We start from the raw sequence: 23,351 nt of genomic DNA, 5'->3' as shown, positions 1-23,351 counted from the left end.
CAAACAAAAGACCCTAAGGAGCAGTCCTTAGGGTCTTGGTGGGAGGGTTTCGTCGAATTTTGGCAAGCCAAATAAACGTTTTCTATACAGAAAAGCGTACGACGAAGCACAGGTCACGTGGACCTGTTTTTTGTTTCTTCTCCCATCCAGACTATACTGTCGGCTCTAGAGTCTCACTAGATCCACCGTTCGCACACGTGCGCCCGGGTCACGGACTTAGGGCATAGGCCCATCACCGCCGGTTGGGAATTTCACCCGACCCCGAAGGAATATTTGTTTGTACAGGTTTACTGTATCGCAATTGTTTTTAATTAACAAAACAAAAAACGCTACTCGTGAGAGTAGCGCCTCGATTATGCGAGAAAGAGGACGACGAGAAGCCCGACAATCCAGCAGTAATATGAAAAATACTTCAATTCGCCTTTTGCCATGATGTGCTGGAACCACTTCAATGAAATGGCCGTCAACACGTATGATGCGATAAATGCCAAAAGGAGCGGACCGAACAAATCACGCGTGTCTGGGTTTGTGAACAACGTCGGACCGTCCAAGATCATCGTCCCGAGACTAATCGGAATGAACAGGAAGAACGAGAACCGAAGCGCGGATTCCTGTTTGATCCCGAGGAGCATCGCCATGACGATAGTCGCCCCGGAACGGCTGATCCCAGGAATGAGCGCCACGGCCTGAGCAAGTCCGATCAATACGGCGTCACGTAGCGTAATGCCACCGTCGCCCTTGTTTCCTCGCATGTTCCGGATGAACCAGAGGGCGAGTCCCGTAATGATGAGTGTATAGCCGACTGTCGCCACGCCACCGAGCACCTCGGCGATCCAGTCACCAAACAGGACACCGAGCACACCGGCCGGAACGGTCGCGACAAGTAACAGCCCGATGAACTTCACGTCGACCATCGTCTCATCCGAACGGTCTTTCTTAAATAAAAACGTCCACAAACTCATGATGAGACGAACGACGTCTTGACGATAGATTGTTAAAACCGCAAGAAGCGATGCAAAGTTTACGAAAACTTCAAATGACAATCCCGGCAAGTCAATGTTAAATAGTTCTTGGAAGATGACAAGATGTCCGCTCGATGAAATCGGGATGGGCTCTGTGAACCCTTGAATCAATCCAAGTAACGTATAAAATAACCAAACTGTCATAGTGATGATCCTCTTTTCTGTTTTTCACTCAATGCGGCTATTTTAGCAGAATCGGTCTTTCATTGACCAGCCATTAAAATTTTTTTGCCGTAATTTCAATATTTGATTGATTAGTCTGAAAATTAAATTTATTATAGAAGGGTACTCATCTGGAGCGAAGGCGATGACCCCAACTCTCCAGCTGGGTACTTTTTTTTTAAAATATTACAAATTTGGGTGATTAAAACTTTATGTTTACATTTCTCTCGAAATTCGATTTAATTTGTAATAGAACTGTTACCATTTTTTGAAATTTTTTACTGCGACTTTAGTCCTATCCAATTCCTAGGAATTGTTTAAAATTTTTCAAAATCACGTAAAAAAATCCGAAAAACAATCCGATAGTATGATTGTAGGAGCATTTTTTTTTTTTTGTCGGTTCAGATTTGAGTCCACGGAAGGAGGAACCATCATTGAATCAAACGCTATCCACTAAATCCCATCACTTGTCTACCGAACAGCAAAGGATGATCCATTGCATTCGTCTTCTCGGGGACTTGTTGAAGGAACGTCCACGCCGTTCTGTCTATCGCCGCTTCGCAATGGAACAGAATTGGCCGTCTCCTGAGTCGATCATTCGTCAGTTCGGGTCATGGGCTGAGGCACTTGCCATCGCAGGCTATGAATGGCATGGAGAGTCAACCGTCGAATTGCCAGACAAAATGCCGAAGTATACACGCGAGGACATCATCGAGACGCTCGCCATTTATTCGCGAGACATGGGCTCGATCATCACCTTGAAGAAGTATCAGCAATGGCGAAAGCTCCATCCGAAGGCACCGAGCCATTATCATATAGTCAAGACGTTCGGTTCGTGGCATGATGCCTGTGCCGAGGCAGGACTTGAGGCGAGTGTGACCTATTCGAAAACAGAACTCTCGAACGCCCTTCGTGAAGCCATTCAGGAAATGGGCTTCTCGCTCTCATTCGAAGCTTACCGTGAATGGGCAAAGCGCAACAACAAACCTTCAACGAAAGCGATCTTGCATCGCTATGGCTCCTGGTCAGCCGCCGTTCATGCGGTTGAATCTGAACTTTATAATACGAACTCATAATCATTTCATACGAAAGGAGGATCAACCATTTTGGGGATCCTCCTTTCATCTGACCTCTGTCGACAGATCATGATAGTGGGCGACACGATCTCGCCCGTTAAATTTCGCCCCGACATACATGGCCCGGTCCGCATGTCGCAAGACTGTATCGAGGTCTTCATATTCATAAATCGTTTCAATCCCGATACTCGCCGTCACCGTGATGCGCGTGCCTTCTGTCCCAAAATCATGGCGCTTCAAGGCGTTTCGTATCTTTTCGCCGACCAGATTGGCGGCCGCCTCATCCATTCTCGGGAAGACGAACACGAACTCTTCGCCTCCGTAGCGCGTCACCAAGTCCGTCGCTCGAACATTGCGAGTAAAGAGTTGACCTGCTTCAATCAACACCTCGTCCCCGAATGCATGACCGTATGTGTCATTGATCGATTTGAAGTGGTCCAAATCGATCAAGAAAACAGAGAGCGGATAGGACGCCACATCGTTCAAACGTTCTTTCGTCCAACGTCGTAGTGCCCGCTGATTATGTAATCCCGTTAACGGATCTGTCAAACTCTCGTGTTGCAAACGTTTGCGTTCATCGATGCGTTCGATTGACCAAGATAACGTCTTGAGGAGGCGGTTCACTTCAACCGCAATCGGAGTTTCGTATGCCCCGTTTGCCGTCGTCGATACCATGCAGCTGACCGCCGTCTCCGCTCCCCAAACGGGTTGGATGACGAGCGCCGAATGGTGTAGTTCCTGTTGGTTTCGCTGCAATTCAGGATGCCATTCATGGAGCGAGTCATAGACGAAACACGGTTCGTCCTCATCATGATACCGTTCAATCGTGAAGGCATCCGGCACACTCGGGATGACGCGACCGGTCATATCATAAAACGTCCGCTCCCCTTTTCGATTGACCTGTAGCCAACCACGCTCCACTTCGACGATATCACGTAGACCGTTCCAAAACTTCTCAATCAACAATTGCTCGCTGTCCACGCGGTACAGCTGTTCTTTCAAGCGTTCGACTTGATCGACTCTCGACTTGGTTTCTTCCGTCTCCGTCGCTTTCGACATCGTCATCTTTAGGACAGATAGTACGAAGAACGTGACGATGAGTCCGACATAACCGAAGACGAGATACGACTCGATAGCAATCATCGAGAACAAAAGCTCGAGTGACACGACGAGCCAATCAAAGCGAATCAATCGCCACATAATCGGGAACGGGATCCGTTCTCCAACCATGAAGTAGGATAAAGCAAAACTCATCGTCAAGACGAGGAACAAGGTGCCTAAAAACGCCAACATCGCCACGCCTTGTTGCATCAAATGAATCGGCTCTCCGATCCGTCCACCGAGAGCGATATAGGCGAGCCCCGGCAACAGAACGAGCAGACATTCAATCACCGTGTTGAGCGGATAGAAATGAAGGAACCGTCGTCGCCCGACGCGACGATTGAAGGCTCGCGCCTGAAACGTGAAGAGGAGCAATTGCCCCATCAACAGTGCGGGCGCTAGTCCGTATAAAAAGAATGTGATAAAGACAAACATCTCATGGAACGTGAAGTGAAGATGCCTGCGCTTTAAAGGATTCATGACGAACAATGCCCCAAGCGTATAGATGAACCAAAACAACGGCCAGTCGAACGCCTCAAGGTTTTGGAAAGTCAAATACATCACTCCCGTGAAGACGAGCGTCCACGCGAACCAGCTCCGAACTAGGTACTTCCGAAATCGCATCGTCTTCCCCCCTTTTCTCGTTCATTTTTTCTAGTATGACACGTAATGCAAAAACATTCCAGCAATTGTTTGAAAGTTGAGACAATGAAATATTGAAATGATTCCCAATTTGATGTTTCGCTTTTCTAGATGTCGGCAACAACTTGGATAAAGGGGGCTAACCATGGACTTTTCTCTATTTCTGATCACGTTTTTGATCATCTATTCGCTCACTATCACACTTCTCTATTTGCGGAAACAAAAGAATACGTAAAAGGGCGATCCTCGTAGGAGGACCGCCCTTAATCATTATTTCGCTTTCAAATAAGAAATTCCAATTGACCCGGATCCCGTATGCGCCCCAAGAAGTGGTGCGAGTGTATCAACTCTGATCGGAATCGTGTCACCGAGTTGTTTTTTCCACTCCTCAGCAAGCTCAGGGACATTTCCGTGGAAAATCGAGACGTCCTGACATTCACCGGACTCGATTGCCGCACGTAACACTTCGAACAAATGGGCTTGTGCTTTCTTGTATGTGCGGACCGTTTGATACGGGACAATCAAACCGTCTTCGAATCGAAGTACAGGTTTCAATTGAAGCATGTTCCCGATGAGCGCCTTCGATTTAGAGATTCGACCGCCTTTTTGTATCTGCGTCAAATTTTGAAGCGTCAATTCGATGCGGACGTCCTCGACGCGCTTCTTCATGTATGCTTCCACGTCTTCAAGCGCATCGCCTCTTTCGACGCGTTCAATCAACTCCTCGAACATGAGTCCCATCGTATAGATACCTGCCCGTGAATCGAAGGCGAGCAACTTGAACTCCGCAATCTCAGCCCCTTGAACGGACGCCGAATACGTCCCACTCAGGTCAGACGATAGGTGAATCGCGATGCCCATATCGTACTCTTCTTTCAATTTTTCATAGAGTGTGACGAAATCCCCGATCGCGGGCTGACTCGTCGAGACGCGCTCTCCCGCGTCAATCCACTCGTAAACCGTTTTCGCGTCAACGTCGATTCCATCTTTATACGGCTGGTCCCCTTTGACGACATAGAGCGGGACAATGTGGATGTCAGGATGTTGCGCTAATGCATCTGGAAGGACAATCGTGCTGTCCGTGATGTAAGCAATCTTCATAAAGAGTTCTCCCTTAAAAAAAGTTTTTAGTACCTGGTTATATTATTTTATCACAGGTGAAGCGGTTTCACTATTTTTTCAAAACATCCTATGTGTAGCTCGTCCAATCACTTCTCGAAAAGGGTATACCTTAGATAACAAATAAAGGAGGCGTGTGTGGCATGATCGAACTACGGAACGTCAGCAAAATCTATAAGACAGGCGACGTGGAAACGGCCGCCTTGAAAGACATCGACCTCACCATCCGGGATGGCGCGTTCGTCGTGATCCTAGGTCCAAGCGGGAGCGGGAAGAGTACACTGCTCAACGTCATCAGCGGACTCGACACGGTCACCTCAGGTAAGATCACGTTCGGCGACACCGTGCTGACCGACCTATCCGTCGATCAGATGACTGCTTTTCGACGCGACCATCTTGGCTTCATTTTCCAACAATACAACCTTCTTCAAAACTTGACCGTCTATGAGAACGTACAAATTGGTTCTGACTTAACGAAAGACCCGCTGCCGATTGATGAATTGCTCGAACAAGTTGGGCTCACAGCGGCACGTGATAAATACCCCTATCAACTATCGGGCGGTGAGCAGCAACGTGTCTCCGTCGCCCGCAGCCTCGCCAAAAATCCCGCCATCATCTTTTGTGACGAACCGACGGGCTCACTCGACGAGGAAAATTCGAAGAGAGTACTCGAACTATTGGAACGATTGAACAAAACGTATCAAAAAACAGTCGTCGTCATCACACACAATAATGGAATCAGTGAGATGGCGGACGATGTCATCAAGATGAACTCCGGTCGAATCGTGGAGGTGACCCATCATGAGACCCGGGTCGCGGCACGTGACATCCATTGGGGATAAGGGGGTGGCGACATGCTGTATAAAAACGTCTGGAAGACATTAAATCGGAAGTGGATGCAACTCCTCGCCATCGCCATCATCATCGTCATGAGTTCACTCACGTACACGATGATGTTCTATGGCATAAGTGGAATCGAGGTCCCGACTGAAGAGTATCTGGAAGAATCGAATCAGGAAGACTTTGCGATTGACATGCTCAATCGGGTGACGGAAGAGGAGTTACGCGACCCCGCTGTCGCCACGCTCGCGGAAACAGGAACGTTCACATTGGCTGACATCAAACAAGCCGATGCGGAAGTCTTCAATCGTCTGATCGCATCGCGAATCGCTGCCGTCGAACAGGAGATGCCGGATGCTACGATTGAACTCCGTGACTTAAAAGCCATCACCTACACGTTCGATGATATTGAACATCGGGGATTGATCGTCAAAGAATCAGACACGATCAACCGCTCCTACCTCGAAGCCGGTGATCGACCGAGCGCGAATGACGAAGTAGCCCTCAATAAAAAATATGCAGAGGAGAACGGTATCGACATCGGAGACACAATCGACATCGGCAAACCGTTCACGGTGAGTGGATTTGTCCTCTTTCCGGACTATACGCTCCCACTCTTCGATGATAACTTCTTCAACTTGGACCCTGGTTCACAGACCCTCCTCTTGATGACGGATGAATCGTTCGAAACATTCATCGGGCAAGAGTCTTTCCGACTGTCCGGTGTGACCGATCAAGCGATCAAGACCGACATAGACCTCCCGTTTGTCGTCTCGGTCATGGAGACGGAAAATATTATCCGAAGTGGTGCCATCTACAGTGAGATTTCATCCGGCAAGGCGATGGCGCTCGGACTCAGTCTCTTTATCGTTTCCATCGCTGTCATCATCGTCGCCATCCTGATCTCAAATATGCTCGAGGCGGAACGAGGACAAATCGGACTGTTGAAGGCGATTGGTTATAGTCGTCGGCAAATCGCATCGCCTTACTTGGTGCTCATCTTGGTTTTCGCATTCTTTATGCTCATCATTGGTTATTTCCTGGGGCTTTATTTCGCGAACCCGTTGAAAGAACTCTATCTCGACTTCTATCTTTTACCGTCCATCACCATCGCCCAAAGTCCACTCGTGTTCGTGACAGCCGTGTTCGCCCCGCTCCTCTTCTTTGCGCTCGTTGCAGGAGCTGTCATCTATAAAATTATGGGTGAGAGCGCCCTTGCCCTCTTGTCACCACGGGACAATGTCTCATTGAATCGACTCAGTCGACTTGTCAGTCGCCTGTTGAGACGGGCGAGTGGCAAGACGAAGTTCAAATATTTGTATGCCGTCAAGAGCACGGGGAGTTTTCTCATCTTCTTTCTCGGGATCCTCTTCTCGACGATTCTCATCGTTTTCGCCCTCATGATGAACGGCTCCGTCGACCGTATGACCGTTGGCGGATTGAACGAAGCGGTGTATGAATACGAGGCGTATACAGACGGGACACCGGTTTTAGAAGCGGGACAAGAACCGTTCCTCACCTATCCGTTCGCCTTTGTCGAAGATAACCTGATCACCTTGAAGGGACTAGACTTCGACAACACCTTGTTCCCACTCCAAAACGAAGATGGGGATGTGTTGACACTTGAACCCGACGGCCTTGTCGTCTCCTCCTCACTCGCGCTAAAACTCGACCTCGATGTGGGTCAAGACATCGATGTCGCACTCGACGGGGACACGTTGACCTATCCTATTATCGGGATTGCCGATGAATTCTCTGGCGACTTCGCCTATTTGCCCCGGGCGACGTTAAGTGAACTTCTCACCGCTGGCGCAACGGATGACCTGTTCAACGGTATCTATGCGACGGAGCGTCCGAGCGAATCGGACTATTCGACTATTCTGTCACGCCAAGGGTTGATCGATCAGTCCGAATCGATCAACCAATATATGAATTTCATGATGAATGTCTTGATTGGTGGGGCGTCCCTCATCGCTTTCAGCATCCTGTTCGTCTTGACGGCACTGACGGTCGAGAAGAACTATTACGTCATCTCCTTGTTGAAAGTGATGGGATATCAAAAACGGGAAGTCCGCTCGATGATTTTGAACAGCTACTTCATCTACGCGCTCATCTCCGCCCTCTTGAGCATCCCCATCGCCCTGTTGACGCTTCGGGTCATCGTCGTCGTCTTCGCGGAAGATTATGGGCTCGTGCTCCCACTTGAATTTGAATGGATCTATATCGTCTATACGCTCGGTGCAGTCGTTCTCCTCTTCTTCATGAGTACATTCATCAGCCGCCGAAAAATCGATCAAATCCCACTTCAGGAAGTTTTAAAGACGTATCAAGAATAATTCATGCCAAAATAGGGCATAATAAGAGATAGACCAGGTCTCTCCTGAGGAGAGACCTGACTTTTGCAGAAAAGGATGATACACATGAATCGTACACAAGTCATGCTCGCCATTCCCGGAAACTGGTCTTCCGCAGAAGGCGTCAGCGAACAAATCAGTTTACATAGTGAAGGCTACACGATGGCCGGTCTGTTGTTGCTCGAAGATGAGACAGGGAAGGCGTTCACCGTAGAAGTCGTCGAACGTGACCCAGCTCTCGCCGAGGCGATGATTCACGCGAGTTCTGGCGGGTTCACCCCGAAAGTCGCGAAAGGAATCGCTCGTCATACGCATGTCGTCTACTTGATTGTCGACGTCAACGATTTGACAGACGTCGCCGCTGCACGTCGTGCCGCAAACGCCGTCTTAAACGCAGGTGGAGTTGGCGTCATGGTCGAGTCAGCTGGTGTCTCTTACTCGAAAGACGAGTGGCAAGAATCAAAAGAAGAAGACCTCGCACTCGACTATTCGCTTCTCACGGCTATCACAGAAGAAGAGAACGCCTATATGTCATGGGGAATGAAAGCGTTCGGTCATGCAGACGTGGCTGTGCCGATGACACTCGACATTGAAGATGCCATCCACGTAATCCATTCGTTCAACTTCCACCTCATCTCAGGTGGCGCGATGTTCGGCGATGGCGACCATTTCGCCTTTGAAGACGGTCGCGCCTTCACGGTCGAGATGGGAGAAGATGAGCGGACGACCATCGACAACTTGTTGCATAACCCGTTTGGCTTGATTTATCTCGTCCCACAAGCAGCAGAATAAGAAAATGGAGCGCCCCACGGCGCTCCATTTTTATGTGGTCGTCAGTTTCGCATAGATGGCGAAGAAGATGGCGAGTTCAATCATGATGATTAACGGTGAGACGAGGACGAATAGATGGAGGCCGGTAAACACGAGAATGAGCGCGACGAAAAACACGAAATAGCCCCAGTGCAACCGGCTTTCCGGGAAGCGATGATTGTGAAACACGAGCGTCGTCGACAAAAAGTAGACGAGAACGGCACCGAACGTCACCATCACTTCAAAGCGCTCATCCAACTCCCCGAGATACATCAGTTTCATCATGCTCGCCAGAACGCTGAGTGACATCCAAATGAACAGATGACCGTACAAAATGATTTGACCGGTCCCGACCGCGTCTTTGTCCACTTTCTTTTCGATGTTGTCAAAGTATTGCCACCAAATGGCGATGAGCACGATGAATGCTAAAATCGAAAAGCTGATAGACCGAATATCCCCGTCTTGCGGCTCGAGCACCGCCAAGATACTGATAATGGATTCCCCTAAGACGATGATGGTCAAAAGACCAAAGCGTTCGAGCAAATATCCTAAGTTTATGGGCGTCATGGCCAAGCGTTTCCGACCGATGATCGGTACAATCAAATCGATGATGATCCCGAGATACAGCACGACGTAGCGCAAGCTTCCATCAAAAAAGATGGACAACGACGAGACGCCGAATCCAATCCAAAAATAGGTGCCTAAAAAGCGTGCCGCCGGGTCTTGAATACGTCGATTTACCATCGTATACTGCAAGACCGTCATGACGCGCAAACCTAAGTAGCCAATGAGAAATGAATAGTAGTAGTCATCAAAATCCACGCTCAAGCTCGCCGTCATAATCAATACGAAGATCATCTGTCCAATTACGAACAGCCGCTGGTGAATCGCATCTTCGAAAAAGCGGTTGATGAACATCGTCTGCCCCACCCACGCCCACCAAATCGGGATGAACATGAGGACGAACTTCGAGGCATATTCGAACGGGATGACACCATGATGGGTATGAAGAAGGACATGGGTCGCCGTCGCAATCGCAGCGACATAAACCAGGTCATAGAAGAGCTCTAACCATGTGGCTCGTTTTTCTTCCATCTAGCCCACCCCGGTTCAGTTCGCCAACACGTCGTGATACTCGGCATGTCGGTCGAACTGATTTTTCGTAAAGGGACAGAGTGGGATAATCGTCTTTCCTTCTTCCCGAGCATATTCGACCACGGCGACAACAAGTTTCTCTCCGATTCCCTGTCCTCGAAGTTCATCACTGACATACGTATGATCGACAATCAGTTTGTCCGCCCCCGTCGGCACGTAGTGCAGTTCTGCCGATGGCTTCGCCTCGTCCCCGACGTAAAACGTATTTTCCTTCTGTTTAATTTCCATTTACTCACCACTCTCCTCTTCTAGTTTTAGCGGGATAAAGAAATGGTCACGCATCGTCCAATCCATCTCGTCCATCAAGATGTCAAACGATGTAGACAAAAACGCTTGGACTTCCCCACTCGTTCCTTCAAAAAGCGGCAAGAAAAATTCACTCTTCTCCGCGTCATAATAAGCCGCTTCCGGCTTGAGCGTATCGGTCGGTAGCGGTCTGAACAGGAACGGATAAGGCAAGACAAAATAGCTCGGTCGTTCCGTCACATCATCCCCAAGCCAAAATCCGAATTCAATCAACTGTTCATCGAAGGCGACGCGCTCGATCACTTTGTCTTCCGGAAACGGATGCTCGATCGGATAGATGACGAGCGAGGACACGTCGAACGTCCCCCAAAAGAGTGCCGGTTTGATTTTCCGGCATCGTAGCTTCGATAGGTACGTCAGCTGTTCGTGCGCCGCCCGTTGAAACAGCCTTAATCCTTGCCGGGCATACGCCGCATCATAAGCGAGCGGTGTCTCATCCGTATCGAGAAGTCCTTGGAAGGTCATCTCCTGTGGTTTCGGGTTGATGCGTATGTCGACCCCATGCGTCCGCAGTCGATTGAATAAGTCGTCATGATAGGACTTGATTGTCTTCCTCGCTTCAATCGGGATGGCGTCTGTCTGATCTTCGACATGAACGACAAGGCAAGAACTTAGTAGATCCACATCAAGCTGGAGTGCCCGTTCCCCTTCAAACAACAGCCCCGTCGTGAACCCATTAACCGTGAGCGGTAGCGAGACATGCCCCCATTGCGGCTCAGGTGGGGCCAGTTGGAGTCTAATCTTCCCTAGTAGTTGGGAAATCAAATGCAAGGTCAACTTTGTATCATGCCAGTCCGAGTGTAGTGGAATCTGCATCATCCATCATCCTCTCATCCTTTACACGCGCCACTATGGTCGCAAATCGGTCGCTTCCCGGATTGTCCACACCCGCAGAGCGTGGCCCGATACGTGGAGATGACCTCATCTCCTTGCTCGATTTGAAGGTCGCCACGCACCTCGATTTGTTGCCAGTCGTTTAATTTAACAGACGTCGGGACGTCCGGTTCCTCCGCATCTCCACCATCCTTCCGAACGAACTGCAGCGCACCGCTCGGGCAGCGTTCAATCACCGTCGCGACATCAGGAGCCTCGGCCCCATCCGGTAAGATCCACGGCTTCCGTTTCGTATCGAACACTTCCGGCAATCCCCGTACGCATTCCGCCGCATGGACGCAGAGCGACACATCATAGTACACATCAATCGATTCTCCCACGTATTGTTTGCCTCGCATCGAATCACCCCTTATGTGTTTGCGGGTATTTACCCGAAACAAAAAGAAAAAAACCCATCATCCCATGACAGGATGATGGGTCATATTCACGCTTGTCTCATTTCTTGCATGCGTTCGAGTTGATGCGTCAGTTCGCCGATCGGCACGAATCGTGCCCGGCGGAGCATTTCTTTCCCGTTGATGAAAAAGAGGACGACCGGCACGGTAAAGATGGAGAAGGCGCCTGCGACTTCCGGCACTTCATCCGAGTCTACCGCGACCGCCACAATTTCTGGGAACTGATGGAGCATCTCTTCAATCTGAGGTTTCAGCGCATGACAGACACTGCATCCCGGATGTGACACGTAGACGAGCAGCTGTTCCGTGCTCGCAATCCGTTCATTCAATCCAGTCAAGGTTGTCATTGCTTCCATCTTGCATTCCTCCTACTTAATTAAGAGTTGAGCCACAAGACACCGACCGTCTCAAATCCGGCATGTACCGCAATCGAGGGACAGAATCGAGTCCGTACGACTTCAAGATCTGGTAATTTCGACTCGATGAGTGCGACGAGGTCATCTTGCATGTTCGGTGCGAGTGCCGTCTGAACGAACACCCGATTGTCCTTCACACCGTTTTCCGCGTGACGACGTTCGAGTTCACCGACCATCTCCGCATAAGCCTTCTTCAATGAACGGGCCTTTTTGAACGGGATGACTTTCCCCGTCTCATCGAGGGTGATGATCGGCTTGATGTTCAAGATGTTCGCAAGGAACATCTCACCGGAAGAAACACGACCGCCTCGGCGCATCGTTTCCATGTTTCCGATGATCATGAAGAAGTTCTTCTTATCACGCCATGCTTCGAGAAGGGCGACGATTTCCTCCACTGACTTGCCTTCGGCTTCAGCGGCCTTGCCGATTCGGACGAGTTCTTGTTGCGCCTCGAGTGCGGCATGCGAGTCGATGGTATACACGGTAAAGTCAGCCGCTTCGGCAGCTGCTTTCGAATTTTTCGCCGTACTGCTCAATCCATTCGAGCAATGGACGGCGATGGCACAATCATATCCCTCTTCTTTCAAGCGTTCGTAGCGGGCGATGAAATCTCCGAAGATCGGTTGTGACGTCTTCGCTTCTTTCTTTTGGTCAATCATATACCGATGTAGGTCTTCGAGCGAGAGTTTGGTTTCACTATAGCCGTTCCCGTCCACGATCAATTGAATCGGAACGATATCGACACCGAGACTTGCTGCCTCTTCTTGAGAGAAGTTGGCCATACTGTCGGTAATCCATGCGATTTTTGTCATAACTAAAAAGCCTCCAATAGTCGTTCATTTTTTTTCAATCCCATTATACCTTATTTCCCGCCGCTATTCCTACTCGACCAAACGGGACGAAAAAACAGAGCGACACACGGTCGCCCTGCTCCTCTTCATTTGGTCGAGATCAATTTTGTATGGGCGAACTCATCATGCGGCAACTCGAGGTCTTTATTCGACTTCATCTGTTGAAGTGCACGGATGAGCGGAATCCCAAGCGTCGCCGGGTAGACGACGTCTTTATAGAGTGTCCGCTTGATGACTTGCTCCAATGAAAGCGGGCGTCCATCCGCACTCACGACCTTAATTCCGACGACACGGTCTCCTATCGTCTGACCGTTTCGATACAACATACAATAGACTTCTCCGGCCATCGTCACAACGGTCGGTAAGTAATACCGTTTCACTTCTTTGTCTGGCCAAATCTTCTTACGGACTGCCTTTTCAATCAGTTTTGCCGGTGTCTGAAAGACGAGTTGGTCGATTTGACCAGCGACGGCTCGTTTCCAAAGTGGGACTGCCACAGCAATCATCCTTTCTCTCGGTTCTAGCCTTTCAATTCCTCTTTTACCGGCTGACGAAACCCTGAGAACGGACATCCACTTCGAGCAAACAGGTTCGGTGTCTTGATCTGATTGTCGTAATGCTCGTGAAAAACGTGCGTCGTCGCAGGAGAGAGAGGCGGGATGAGCCAACTCCATTGCCCGGTGACGTCACGCCCCGCGTCCCGTTCGTTTTTTTCGAACCGCTTGAACTGTTTGGCAGCCGTATGGTGGTCGACAATGGTCACACCTTCCCGCTCGAACGATTGCAGGACGGCGATGTTCAATTCGACGAGTGCCCGGTCGCGCCAAAGCGACCGCTCTTTCGTCGTATCGAGCCCGAGTGACCGTCCGACGAGCGGCAACAAATCATAACGGTCCGTATCGGCCAAATTCCTTGCCCCGATTTCCGTCTCCATATACCAGCCGTTAAACGGGACCGAGGTAAACCGTAGACCTCCGATCTCTAGTTCCATATCCGCAATCGCTGGGACTGCGTGCCATTTGATGGTCCGTCCGTCAAACAAGTCCACATCCTCGTGCCGAATGTCCACCTCAAGCACGGCCTCACTCGGCAACTCAAACAAGCGGACGTCTCGCCCGTCCGTGATCATGAGCGGGAGGATATCGAACGGCGTGCCGGCTCCGACCCATCCGAGTTCTTTCGCGCGCTTCGTCATCGTGACGGACATCGGGTCTCCGATGATTCCGTCAGGTGTCTCATATCCCGCGTACCGAATCAATTGTGTGTTCAATAGTTTGAACTCGTTCGGAAGAACCGTCATCGTCGAACGGATTTTTCCGCCGTTCGTGGCGAACCGAAGGTGGTCGACAAGATGGGTGTAGACAGCCTCAAACGTATCGGCGTCCCGTGCGTCAATCACATGGAGTGTCTGCCAAAACAAGCGGCCGATGCAACGATTCGAATTCCGCCACGCCACCTTGGCACCCTCACACAACTCTTCCGTCGTCAATGAATAGGTGCCCGTGCGCTCAATTTCATCTTTGATTTCTCGGAGGCGTTCGGAAGGGTCGTCATGCCATTGCCGCATCCAGTCGCTCGCTTGTTCATACAGATTCATATCTAAGGTCTCCTCACTCGATTCTCTCTTTCTCCATCTTAGAGAAAAGGAGACCCCTGTTTCAACTATCTATTCTCACAGAAGACAAGTCGGATACTCAAGACCGCTCTGGCTGATGGACGAGTTCGATGTAGTCGGTGACTTCTTCGTTTTCGCTCACTTCCTGCTCGAGGGCGGTCATTTGCGCCTCGATGGTCGGACTTGATTCGTAGTCGGCGGCATATTGATACAGCCCATTCGTCACTTCAGTCATTCGACGTAAGCGGACAGGCAAGTCTGTACCGGATGCAAAACGAATGATGAACGTGACGTCTGAATTGCTTGAGTCAACCGCTCTCAATCGTCAGGATGAACCGTTTCTCGGGTTAACGCCTGTTCGTGATACGGCGCAAACTCTTCCGCATCGGCTGGAGATCATGCGCAGTTATCGAACAGCAGTCCCATCTTTTCATTCGAATCGATTAGTCGACCATTTGTATCGAGCACGTAAATGGCATCCGGATACTGTTCAATCAAGAGCGAATCCACATGGAACGGGAGAATCGGTCCAGCTGACAGCATATCCGTGACATCACCATTGACGCGATGAATCCACTTTTTGAAAATCGCCATACAACCTCTCCTTTCGAAAGAGATGGAAGTTTCAAACGGAAATTCTCGTATTCATACAAAAAACTAGTTTTTAAAGCATCAATTACCAATTACCCATAATTGTTCCATTAGAAAACCCCACTCGTTTCAAAGTGGGGTCAATGATTAGTTCCGTTCGAGGACGAACGTCTTGTATGCAGGCACGCTTACTTTTCCAGTTGCGCGCTTGATTGTCTTCGTTCCGGAACGGTCGCCATCGACAATCACGTTCCAGTTCCCTTTAGGAAGGGTGACTTGGACATTTGTCGGGTTGGCGTTATGTGTGATGAACAAGTCGTTCTTTTGACCCGGTGCATCTTCGTCAATCGTGTATGTGATGACGTTCGCTTCCGCTTTGTGGAACGTCAAGAATCGTTTTACATCGCTCGCTTTTGTCATCCGAAGACCTGGGTTGGCTTTACGCATCTCAATCAGGCCTTTCATGTATTGAACGTCCGCCTTGCGGTCGGCCGCCCGTTTCCAATCGAGCTGGTTGATTGAGTCTGGTGATTTGTACGAGTTGTGGTCGCCTTCCTTCGTGCGCATGAACTCTTGTCCAGCGTGGAGGAATGTCGTCCCTTGACTCGTCAAAATGATGCTTGAAGCGAGTCGGTGCATCTTCGTCTTGTTTAATTCTGATGCGGTTGGGTTCGTCAACTCCAGCTTATCCCATAACGTGTGGTTGTCATGGGCTTCAACGTACGTGATGGCTTGCGTCGGCTCTTTCGTGAATCCTTTAATCGTGTCGCTATAAGCGATCTCACCGACGATTCCCGTCTTCACGCGATTTTCCATGCCCTCTTTTCCGTTGACGAATCCTTTGTCCTCATCGAAGAAGACGCTGCCTTTCAAGCCGTCACGGATGTTGTCATTGAAGTGGGCGATGCCCGGCATGTCGTAGGCGTTCTTTTGATTTGCTTTTAATTCAGCATCGAGCGGCGTACCGAGGTCCCATCCTTCTCCGAAGACGAGAATCGACTTGTCAACTCGATTCAATTCCGAACGAACCTTGTTCATCGTGTCGACGTCATGGATTCCCATCAAGTCGAAACGGAATCCGTCCCAATGGTACTCTTTTGCCCAATAGACGACCGAGTCGACGATCAGTTTTTGCATCATCGCCCGTTCGGAAGCCGTATCGTTTCCGACACCTGTTCCGTTGGCAAAGTCACCACCCGCTGTGTAGCGGTAGTAGTAACCCGGTACGATTTTATGCAAGTTCGACGCCTGTGCATCGAACATATGGTTGTATACGACGTCCATGATGGCACGTAAATTGTTGTCATGCAATCCTTGAATCATCTGTTTCATTTCCATGATGCGTACTTTCGCATCGTAAGGATTCGTTGAATACGACCCTTCTGGTGCATTGTAGTTTTTCGGGTCATATCCCCAGTTGTACGTCGCCATCGGATTCGTCTCATCGACGGAGGCCGTGTTGAAGTCATAGACCGGAATGAACTGAACGTGTGTCACGCCGAGATCTTTGACGTGATCGAGCCCTGTCTTTGTTGCCGTTTTCTTTCCGTCAACGAGAAGACGCGTTCCTGGTTCGATGACACCGAGATACTTTCCTTTGTTTTGGATCCCTGAGTCGTATTTGTCCGTCTTCACATCAAAGATGGAGAAATCACGGATATGCGTCTCATAGATGATCGCGTCCGTCGATTGTTTCAACTTCGGTTTCATCGAATTCCAACGTTTTGGATCTGTCTCTTTCAAATCGACGATGACACCTTGGTCACCGTTCACGCCGACAGCCGTCGCATACGGATCGACCGCACGGACCTTCCCTGTCGCATGGGTCACTTGGTACGTATAACCGATGCCGTCCAGGTCACCACGAACTTCCGTCACCCACGTGCCGCGCTCACCGCGCTTCATTTGAATCACTTTCTTCATATCTTTGTCGTTCGTCGGTCGGTTCGTCGGCATGTTCCACAGTTCGAGCTCGACTTGTTGAGCCGTCGGTGCCCAGAGGACAAACTTCGTTTTCGACTTTTGGTACGTGACACCGAGTTTACCGTCGTATGCATATTTCGCATCGAATTCTTTCGAACGAAGAACTTTGCCGGCCTGGAGCGTCTGTTCTCCGAACTCCGGGTGCGAGGCTTTGATGACTTTCGCTAAATCGATGTCTGCTTTGAATTGAATCGTCACCGACTTGTCGCTAGCTTTTTTTATCGATTCCACCGTTGCCCCGTCTACGCTCAATTCATCGATGAACGCATCCGTGATGACGCGATTCGTTGTGAGTGTTGCTTGACGGAACGTGTCCGCCGAGAACGAGACAAGTTTTGGAGAGCGATCGATTTGTGGCTCTGAATAGTAGATTGTCGAATCTCCTTCAACGAGCCAAATCTCTTTCGCAGTCCCGAGAACGAATCGGTCTTCCCCATCCTTCTCCGTCCATTCTCCTTTTTTCGTGATCAAGCCCATGAGTTTCTTCGATTCCGGGTTGGCGAGTTTCACGTTCGCGACGGCACCGAAATCATCAGCCTCATCGAAGGCGATGCTCTGCCCGTCCCCACCTTCCGGCCAAGCCCAAAGACCCCAGTCCGTATATGTATTGTCGTAACGGAAATAATGAACTTTCATATCGATTTCCGTCGAAGCCGTCTCCCCGTCCGGGTTCGATGTATAGATGGTCGGATCGCCCGACTTGATCCACACTTCAGCGACACCATCTTGAATCATATCGCTTGTGATGAAGCGGTCGTTCTCAGAACCTTTATCTTTGTCCCAATTATCCGTGCGGACGATGAGACCGATTTTTTCAGGTGAATCGACTGGGAATTCGTAAGCCGCCACCTTTCCGAATGCATCTTCCCCGTTGAATGTGAAGCCTTTGTTCGGGAAGTAATCTGGGCCGTTCGCCCAAAGCCATAAGTTCCAATCCTTTTCGTTATCCGGCGCCTCTTGATAATGGACGACGACAAGCGTCGACTTCCCTTTATCTAAAGCAGACGTCGACATCGGAAACATTGACAGAATCAGTGCAAACGTTAGCACAACTGCCCATACGGGTTTCCATTGCTTTTTGACCATGAGGGTCCCTCCTTGTAGCACTATTTTGAGAAAACGCTTACACAGAAATTGTAAACGGTTTCTTTTAGTGAAGCAATGTTATTTTAGTAAAGTAGAGCATTAAACACCTTTCCTCCACAATAAGGATTGCTTTCCGAGAGTTCAACCTGTATATAGAATTTAAGGAGGAAAAACTTAATTGCTATCACTTACAAACTTAATTAATAACCTAATTGCCAACGCGAGCCTTTTGCTCGTTGGTCTATATCTGATCTCACGTTTTACCAAGCTCGGTTTCACAAATAAATTACCGATTCGGCGTCAGATGACCATCTCCATCCTCCTAGCAGGACTCTCTATGATCATCACGCTTCATGGTGTACTTTGGAACGCTCAAGCGGACTTTCAGTATGGATTTGTCCCACTCATCATTTCTGCTTTGTACTTTGGGATATCTGGTCTGCGTATCACGTATGTGACGAGTATTATCCTACTTCCGTTTATCGTTCCCGGAGAAATGCTACTTCTGATCACACTCCTAGATTATTCCGTAGCAGCTGGAACAGCATTTCTGTTCTTACGAATGCGCGAACGGACCCAGCCGACACAAGATATTCGAATCGTAAATATGATTAGTCTTACGTTCATTGCACTCTTCTCTATTCTCAACATGACGAACTATAAGGAGCCAAGTGCATATTTTATAACACTCATCTGGTTTTTATTCATCGGTTACGCGGCAGGATTCTTTTTGCATATCGTGTATGGTGGCATACGAAAAATCGAACGCTCTGAACGTCTTATCACAAAATATAAAGAAGCGGCTTATACGGATACATTAACGGGGTTAGGTAATAGAAGACAGTTTGATGAGGAAATGAAACGCGTCGATGAAGAAGTGTTCACGTCGCCGAACGAGATTGCGTTGTTGTTAATCGATATCGATCACTTCAAATCAGTTAATGATACGTATGGACACGATGCGGGTGATGCAATTTTAGTCGAGCTCGGTCAACGTCTCTCTGGAATCGCGCGAGCAGATGACATGGTCTGCCGAAACGGTGGAGAAGAGTTCTCTGTTTTACTTGCCGACTGCAACCTTTCGCAAGCCATGTCGATTGCGAATCGCTATTTGACCGAAGTCTCGAAACAACCGTTTCAATTACCTGACAGTTCGACGCTTGAGGTCACCATTTCAATCGGAGTATCGAGCACTTCTGAACGAAAGGTCATCACGACCGAAAAACTAATCAAAAAGGCAGACATCGGTCTTTACGTCGCCAAACGGAACGGACGAAATCAAATCGGCAAATGGAGTCAACAGAAAGCAAACTAACCTCTCACATTTGTGAGAGGTTTTTCAAAGTTTATTCCATTCATCGAGCGACTCCAAGTACCACCGATAGCTCATCTTGATTTCTTCATCTGTTAAGTCCGCTGGTAAGAGTGAACGTGGGACTAAACCTGTGAACTTGGCGCCTCCGACATGTGCAAAAATATAAGAGGCGACTTGCTCTGACATGACTCTTGTCAAAAAACCGGTCACATACTTTCCATCCTTGCTCTCGAAGACGATGTCGAGTCGGCGACCTTCCTGTTCATCGATAATCAACTGGTTGTAAAGTCGATGTGCCTCATCTTTGTGCTTATATACCATCCCACGCCTCGCATTGTCATCAATCTCCCACTGATGGTCTTTTCTCTCTTTCGCCGTGAAGACTTTATCAAGCATTCTTGGGTCATCAATCGTTAAGCAACAAAAGATATGTTCATACGACAGTTGATCGTCGTTCACTAAGTCCATGATGTCCGTCTTCGGGATAATCCTTGCCTTGTAGCGTACCATGACACGACGGACGACTAATTCTTTGTCAAAAATGAGCCACTGCTTCCGTCGCTCAAACTTCTCATGTAACATCTTATAATCCATCGACTTCACCTCACGTACAGCATATCAAAAGACGACGTCCGGCAGTTGCGGACGTCGTCTTGCTTAGTTCCCGTATTTTTTGAACAACTGATAATTCTTATTTCCACCTGACAAGTTGTACACATCGGTGAATCCGAGGTTACGGAGCACGTTCTGTGCCGCGTTGCCCGTCACGCCTCCGTTACAGTAAACAACGGTCGGTTTGTCCTTGTCCATGTCTTTCGCCGCTTCCCGAAGGTTACCGAGTGGGACGTTGACCGCACAATCGACACACGCCTTCTCGAACTGTGCTGCTTTCCGCGTATCGATGATTTGCATGTCTTCCCCGGCATCGATTCGTGCCTGAAGTTCGGCCGGCGTGATGAGTCGAGCCGCCTTGTCGATACTGTTCGAAAGCACCATCCCCGTATACATGACCGGGTCTTTCGTCGTCGAGAACGGTGGTGCGTAGGCGAGGTCGAGATGGAACAAGTCGTCCACTTTCGCCTTAAGGGTGATGGCCGTGACGAAGACGTCGATTCGTTTGTCGACTCCTTCAAATCCAACGATTTGGACACCGAGCAGTTGACGCGTCGCACGATCGGCGACCGCTTTAATCGTCATATCTTTTCCACCCATATAGGCAGGCTTATCCGGTTTCGTGTTATGAAGTACCTCGATATCGTATCCGAGTTCGCGTGCTTCTTTTTCGGCGAGACCCGTCTGTGCGACGGCAAGTCCGAACACTTTGAAGATGCCCGTTCCGAGGATGCCCCGATGTTCGAGGTGACCGCCCGTGATGACGTCCCCGGCGGTCCGCCCCATCTTGTTCGCTGTCGAACCAAGTGGACGCCAAATCGGTTTCCCTGTCACGATCGAGAAACTCTCCGCGACGTCTCCTGCCGCATAGACGTCTGGGATGTTCGTCTCCATCCGCTCATTGACGGCGATCGCACCCGTTTCACCTAGTTTGACTCCCATGTTCATGGCGAGCTCGACGTTCGGACGGACTCCGACAGACAAGATGACGAGGTCGGTCTCAATCGTCTTCCCACTCTCCGTGACGACCCGTTCGACGTGTCCGTCACCGACAAGTTCTGTAACGGTCTCTCCGAGCATGAGCTCGATTCCGTTCTTCTCGAGGTGTTCCTCAACGCGACACGCCATATCCTTGTCGAGTGGTGGCATCACTTGCGGCACGCGCTCGATAATGGTCACGTCCACACCACGAAGCTTCAACTGTTCCGCCATCTCTAGACCGATGAAGCCGGCTCCGATGATTGTCGCATGTTTCGGGTCTGTCGAATCGACGAAGGAGCGTGTCGCCTCCGCATGTTGGATGTTTCGAATCGGGAAGACGTTGTCCGACTTCACCCCTGGAATCGGTGGGATGATGCTCGACGCTCCCGTCGCAAGGACGAGGACATCATATGAGTCCGTGAACGTGACACCCGTCTCTAAGTTTTCAACCGTCACCGTCTTCGCGTCTTTGTCGACAGCTGTGACGTTATGGCGTGTCATGACGTCGATGTTGTAGCGCTTCTTGAAGAAGGCCGCATCGCGCGGTGTCAAATCGTCACGTGACTCGACTTCTCCGCCAACGTAGTAAGGAATCCCACAACCAGAGTACGATATATCGTAATCTCGATCGTAAATCGTGATTTGTGCGTCTTCGTTGTTCCGACGCGCTTTCGCCGCAACCGATGTCCCTGCAGCGACTGAACCGATGATGACTAGTTTCATATATAATCCACTCCTCAATAAAGTAATAAGCTGATGTATAGGCCGAGCAACGTGATAGCCAATGTCGGAATCGTCAAGATGATCCCGACTTTAAAGTACTGCCCCCATCCGATTTTGAGGCCTTTCGTACGAAGGACGTGGAGCCATAGAAGCGTCGCTAGCGACCCAATCGGGGTAATCTTTGGACCGAGATCGGAACCAATGACGTTCGCATAGATTAACGCTTCCCGAATCTGTCCGGTCGTATGCGTCAAGTCGATGGCGAGCGCATCAATCATGACGGTCGGCATATTGTTCATGACCGATGACAAGATGGCGGCCAAAAAGCCCATCCCGAACGTGGCACTGAAGCTGTTAACCGCGAACCAATCGATAAAGTTCGCCAATACTTGAGTGAGTCCGGCATTTTGTAAACCGTAGACGACAATATACATCCCGAGCGAGAAGAAGACGATGGCCCACGGTGCACCTTTGATGACTTGCATCGTCTGGACCGCTGACGAGCGGTTCGCCATCACGAGGAAGAACAAGGCGATGACACCCGCGACGAGCGAAACGGGGATCTCGACTAAATCACTCGTGAAGTACCCGATGACCAGTAAACCGAGTACAATCCAGGATAAGCGGAACATCGTATGATCTTTAATGACGGACGAAGGTTCAGCCAACTGTGAGGCGTCATACTGTTTCGGGATATCTTTTTTGAAATAAAGGTACAACACGAGCAGACTCCCCGCGACCGCGAACACGTTCACGAATACCATCCGCGCGGCGTACTCGGCGAACCCGATACCAAAGAAGTCGGCTGAGACAATGTTGACGAGGTTCGAGACGATGAATGGAAGACTTGCCGTATCGGCGATGAATCCCGATGCCATAACGTATGCCAAGACGACCGCATCCGGCAGTTTGAGAGCCCGGACCATCGCCAAGACAATCGGTGTCAAGATCAGCGCCGCCCCGTCGTTCGCAAACAATGCTGCGACGAGGGCACCGAGTAGTGTGATATAAACGAAGAGTTTCACCCCGCCGCCTTTGGCGATTCGCGCCATGTGTAACGCGGCCCATTCAAAGAATCCAATCTCATCTAAAATGAGTGAAATGATGATGATTGCGATAAAGGTGAACGTCGCGTTCCAAATGATGCCCCATACCGTTCCGACGTCATCAAGATTGACGACGCCCGAAACGAGAGCGATGACAGCCATCCCCATCGCCGAGTAACCGATGCCGAGGCCTTTCGGTTGCTTGATGATGAGGAAAAACGTCACAAGAAAAATTAAACTAGCAATCCACTGCACA

At 49.7% G+C, this 23,351-nt stretch carries 22 protein-coding genes and 1 riboswitch; of the genes, 5 read left to right on the top strand and 17 right to left on the bottom strand.

Annotation, left to right across the window (positions count from 1 at the left end; genetic code table 11):
- Window positions 1-130: 130 nt before the first annotated feature.
- A riboswitch (FMN riboswitch) is annotated at window positions 131-273 on the bottom strand.
- An 80-nt stretch (window positions 274-353) separates the two neighbouring features.
- Entirely contained in the window at window positions 354-1,166 is an 813-nt protein-coding gene (locus BBB58_RS05800) for an undecaprenyl-diphosphate phosphatase (protein WP_074036102.1), read from the bottom strand.
- A gap of 452 nt (window positions 1,167-1,618) precedes the next feature.
- On the opposite strand from BBB58_RS05800, the gene BBB58_RS05795 reads away from it, so the two are divergent.
- Entirely contained in the window at window positions 1,619-2,260 is a 642-nt protein-coding gene (locus BBB58_RS05795) for a homing endonuclease associated repeat-containing protein (RefSeq protein ID WP_074036101.1), read from the top strand.
- 45 nt (window positions 2,261-2,305) lie between these two features.
- Here BBB58_RS05795 and BBB58_RS05790 read toward each other — a convergent pair whose 3' ends face one another.
- Together BBB58_RS05790 and BBB58_RS05785 are read right to left on the bottom strand one after the other, a co-directional pair.
- Window positions 2,306-3,985 carry a sensor domain-containing diguanylate cyclase gene (locus BBB58_RS05790; protein WP_074036099.1) on the bottom strand — a complete coding sequence of 560 codons (1,680 nt, stop codon included), beginning with the start codon at window positions 3,983-3,985 and terminating at the stop codon, window positions 2,306-2,308.
- A gap of 288 nt (window positions 3,986-4,273) precedes the next feature.
- Complete coding sequence (locus BBB58_RS05785; protein ID WP_074036097.1) at window positions 4,274-5,104, bottom strand: DegV family protein; 831 nt, start codon at window positions 5,102-5,104, stop codon at window positions 4,274-4,276.
- Window positions 5,105-5,265: 161 nt separating this feature from the next.
- Here BBB58_RS05785 and BBB58_RS05780 point away from each other — a divergent pair, with 161 nt between their 5' ends.
- The 3 genes from BBB58_RS05780 to BBB58_RS05770 all read left to right on the top strand — a co-directional run bounded on the left by BBB58_RS05780 (window position 5,266) and on the right by BBB58_RS05770 (window position 9,108).
- Window positions 5,266-5,964, top strand: a complete 699-nt coding sequence (locus BBB58_RS05780) for an ABC transporter ATP-binding protein (protein WP_074036096.1) — start codon at window positions 5,266-5,268, stop codon at window positions 5,962-5,964.
- Between the two features lie 12 nt (window positions 5,965-5,976).
- Window positions 5,977-8,298 (top strand): ABC transporter permease, encoded by a 2,322-nt coding sequence (locus tag BBB58_RS05775; RefSeq protein WP_074036095.1) that lies wholly within the window; start codon window positions 5,977-5,979, stop codon window positions 8,296-8,298.
- An 84-nt stretch (window positions 8,299-8,382) separates the two neighbouring features.
- On the top strand, window positions 8,383-9,108 hold the full coding sequence (locus BBB58_RS05770) for a hypothetical protein (protein WP_047795005.1): 726 nt from the start codon (window positions 8,383-8,385) through the stop codon (window positions 9,106-9,108).
- A 30-nt stretch (window positions 9,109-9,138) separates the two neighbouring features.
- Here BBB58_RS05770 and BBB58_RS05765 read toward each other — a convergent pair whose 3' ends face one another.
- The 11 genes from BBB58_RS05765 to pulA all read right to left on the bottom strand — a co-directional run bounded on the left by BBB58_RS05765 (window position 9,139) and on the right by pulA (window position 18,418).
- Window positions 9,139-10,221: a low temperature requirement protein A gene (locus BBB58_RS05765; RefSeq protein WP_074036093.1), complete on the bottom strand. Its 1,083-nt coding sequence runs from the start codon at window positions 10,219-10,221 to the stop codon at window positions 9,139-9,141.
- 15 nt (window positions 10,222-10,236) lie between these two features.
- Entirely contained in the window at window positions 10,237-10,509 is a 273-nt protein-coding gene (locus BBB58_RS05760; RefSeq protein ID WP_074036091.1) for a GNAT family N-acetyltransferase, read from the bottom strand.
- Complete coding sequence (locus tag BBB58_RS05755) at window positions 10,510-11,403, bottom strand: DUF5996 family protein (protein ID WP_244150686.1); 894 nt, start codon at window positions 11,401-11,403, stop codon at window positions 10,510-10,512.
- Between the two features lie 14 nt (window positions 11,404-11,417).
- Window positions 11,418-11,819 carry a (4Fe-4S)-binding protein gene (locus BBB58_RS05750; protein ID WP_074036089.1) on the bottom strand — a complete coding sequence of 134 codons (402 nt, stop codon included), beginning with the start codon at window positions 11,817-11,819 and terminating at the stop codon, window positions 11,418-11,420.
- Between the two features lie 86 nt (window positions 11,820-11,905).
- Window positions 11,906-12,232, bottom strand: a complete 327-nt coding sequence (locus tag BBB58_RS05745; protein WP_074036088.1) for a thioredoxin family protein — start codon at window positions 12,230-12,232, stop codon at window positions 11,906-11,908.
- Window positions 12,233-12,252: 20 nt separating this feature from the next.
- Window positions 12,253-13,104 carry a DegV family protein gene (locus BBB58_RS05740; protein WP_074036087.1) on the bottom strand — a complete coding sequence of 284 codons (852 nt, stop codon included), beginning with the start codon at window positions 13,102-13,104 and terminating at the stop codon, window positions 12,253-12,255.
- A gap of 125 nt (window positions 13,105-13,229) precedes the next feature.
- Window positions 13,230-13,649, bottom strand: a complete 420-nt coding sequence (locus tag BBB58_RS05735; RefSeq protein WP_074036085.1) for an RDD family protein — start codon at window positions 13,647-13,649, stop codon at window positions 13,230-13,232.
- A 14-nt stretch (window positions 13,650-13,663) separates the two neighbouring features.
- Window positions 13,664-14,740 (bottom strand): nitric oxide synthase oxygenase, encoded by a 1,077-nt coding sequence (locus BBB58_RS05730; RefSeq protein ID WP_074036084.1) that lies wholly within the window; start codon window positions 14,738-14,740, stop codon window positions 13,664-13,666.
- Between the two features lie 97 nt (window positions 14,741-14,837).
- Window positions 14,838-15,080, bottom strand: coding sequence for a hypothetical protein (locus BBB58_RS05725; protein WP_074036083.1), 243 nt, complete (start codon window positions 15,078-15,080; stop codon window positions 14,838-14,840).
- Between the two features lie 74 nt (window positions 15,081-15,154).
- A complete protein-coding gene (locus BBB58_RS05720) occupies window positions 15,155-15,352 on the bottom strand; it encodes a hypothetical protein (protein ID WP_074036082.1) in 198 nt (65 codons plus the stop codon).
- A 144-nt stretch (window positions 15,353-15,496) separates the two neighbouring features.
- Entirely contained in the window at window positions 15,497-18,418 is a 2,922-nt protein-coding gene (pulA, locus tag BBB58_RS05715; protein WP_074036081.1) for a type I pullulanase, read from the bottom strand.
- 178 nt (window positions 18,419-18,596) lie between these two features.
- On the opposite strand from pulA, the gene BBB58_RS05710 reads away from it, so the two are divergent.
- Window positions 18,597-19,733 (top strand): GGDEF domain-containing protein, encoded by a 1,137-nt coding sequence (locus BBB58_RS05710; RefSeq protein ID WP_074036080.1) that lies wholly within the window; start codon window positions 18,597-18,599, stop codon window positions 19,731-19,733.
- Window positions 19,734-19,757: 24 nt separating this feature from the next.
- On the opposite strand, the gene BBB58_RS05705 is transcribed toward BBB58_RS05710, so the two are convergent.
- The 3 genes from BBB58_RS05705 to BBB58_RS05695 all read right to left on the bottom strand — a co-directional run bounded on the left by BBB58_RS05705 (window position 19,758) and on the right by BBB58_RS05695 (window position 23,350).
- Complete coding sequence (locus BBB58_RS05705) at window positions 19,758-20,327, bottom strand: hypothetical protein (RefSeq protein WP_074036078.1); 570 nt, start codon at window positions 20,325-20,327, stop codon at window positions 19,758-19,760.
- 63 nt (window positions 20,328-20,390) lie between these two features.
- Window positions 20,391-22,049, bottom strand: coding sequence for an FAD-dependent oxidoreductase (locus BBB58_RS05700; RefSeq protein ID WP_074036076.1), 1,659 nt, complete (start codon window positions 22,047-22,049; stop codon window positions 20,391-20,393).
- Window positions 22,050-22,063: 14 nt separating this feature from the next.
- Window positions 22,064-23,350, bottom strand: coding sequence for an arsenic transporter (locus BBB58_RS05695; protein WP_074036074.1), 1,287 nt, complete (start codon window positions 23,348-23,350; stop codon window positions 22,064-22,066).
- Between the last annotated feature and the right edge of the window lies 1 nt (window position 23,351).

Origin of the sequence: Exiguobacterium profundum (assembly GCF_001909285.1) — a bacterium.
Taxonomy (GTDB): Bacteria; Bacillota; Bacilli; order Exiguobacteriales; family Exiguobacteriaceae; genus Exiguobacterium; species Exiguobacterium profundum.
Note: the sequence above shows the minus strand (reverse complement) of the source record. Positions and strands in the feature narration are given on the sequence as shown.

Excerpts from the sequence above, each read along its gene's own strand:
- BBB58_RS05705 (WP_074036078.1), bottom strand. The coding sequence starts at position 20,327 with ATGGATTATAAGATGTTACATGAGAAGTTTGAGCGACGGAAGCAGTGG.
- BBB58_RS05790 (WP_074036099.1), bottom strand. The coding sequence starts at position 3,985 with ATGCGATTTCGGAAGTACCTAGTTCGGAGCTGGTTCGCGTGGACGCTC.
- BBB58_RS05755 (WP_244150686.1), bottom strand. The coding sequence starts at position 11,403 with ATGCAGATTCCACTACACTCGGACTGGCATGATACAAAGTTGACCTTG.
- BBB58_RS05800 (WP_074036102.1), bottom strand. The coding sequence starts at position 1,166 with ATGACAGTTTGGTTATTTTATACGTTACTTGGATTGATTCAAGGGTTC.
- BBB58_RS05730 (WP_074036084.1), bottom strand. The coding sequence starts at position 14,740 with ATGAATCTGTATGAACAAGCGAGCGACTGGATGCGGCAATGGCATGAC.
- BBB58_RS05760 (WP_074036091.1), bottom strand. The coding sequence starts at position 10,509 with ATGGAAATTAAACAGAAGGAAAATACGTTTTACGTCGGGGACGAGGCG.
- BBB58_RS05720 (WP_074036082.1), bottom strand. The coding sequence starts at position 15,352 with ATGGCGATTTTCAAAAAGTGGATTCATCGCGTCAATGGTGATGTCACG.
- BBB58_RS05775 (WP_074036095.1), top strand. The coding sequence starts at position 5,977 with ATGCTGTATAAAAACGTCTGGAAGACATTAAATCGGAAGTGGATGCAA.
- BBB58_RS05700 (WP_074036076.1), bottom strand. The coding sequence starts at position 22,049 with ATGAAACTAGTCATCATCGGTTCAGTCGCTGCAGGGACATCGGTTGCG.
- BBB58_RS05740 (WP_074036087.1), bottom strand. The coding sequence starts at position 13,104 with ATGACAAAAATCGCATGGATTACCGACAGTATGGCCAACTTCTCTCAA.
- BBB58_RS05735 (WP_074036085.1), bottom strand. The coding sequence starts at position 13,649 with ATGATTGCTGTGGCAGTCCCACTTTGGAAACGAGCCGTCGCTGGTCAA.
- BBB58_RS05785 (WP_074036097.1), bottom strand. The coding sequence starts at position 5,104 with ATGAAGATTGCTTACATCACGGACAGCACGATTGTCCTTCCAGATGCA.
- BBB58_RS05750 (WP_074036089.1), bottom strand. The coding sequence starts at position 11,819 with ATGCGAGGCAAACAATACGTGGGAGAATCGATTGATGTGTACTATGAT.
- BBB58_RS05765 (WP_074036093.1), bottom strand. The coding sequence starts at position 10,221 with ATGGAAGAAAAACGAGCCACATGGTTAGAGCTCTTCTATGACCTGGTT.
- pulA (WP_074036081.1), bottom strand. The coding sequence starts at position 18,418 with ATGGTCAAAAAGCAATGGAAACCCGTATGGGCAGTTGTGCTAACGTTT.
- BBB58_RS05745 (WP_074036088.1), bottom strand. The coding sequence starts at position 12,232 with ATGGAAGCAATGACAACCTTGACTGGATTGAATGAACGGATTGCGAGC.
- BBB58_RS05780 (WP_074036096.1), top strand. The coding sequence starts at position 5,266 with ATGATCGAACTACGGAACGTCAGCAAAATCTATAAGACAGGCGACGTG.
- BBB58_RS05770 (WP_047795005.1), top strand. The coding sequence starts at position 8,383 with ATGAATCGTACACAAGTCATGCTCGCCATTCCCGGAAACTGGTCTTCC.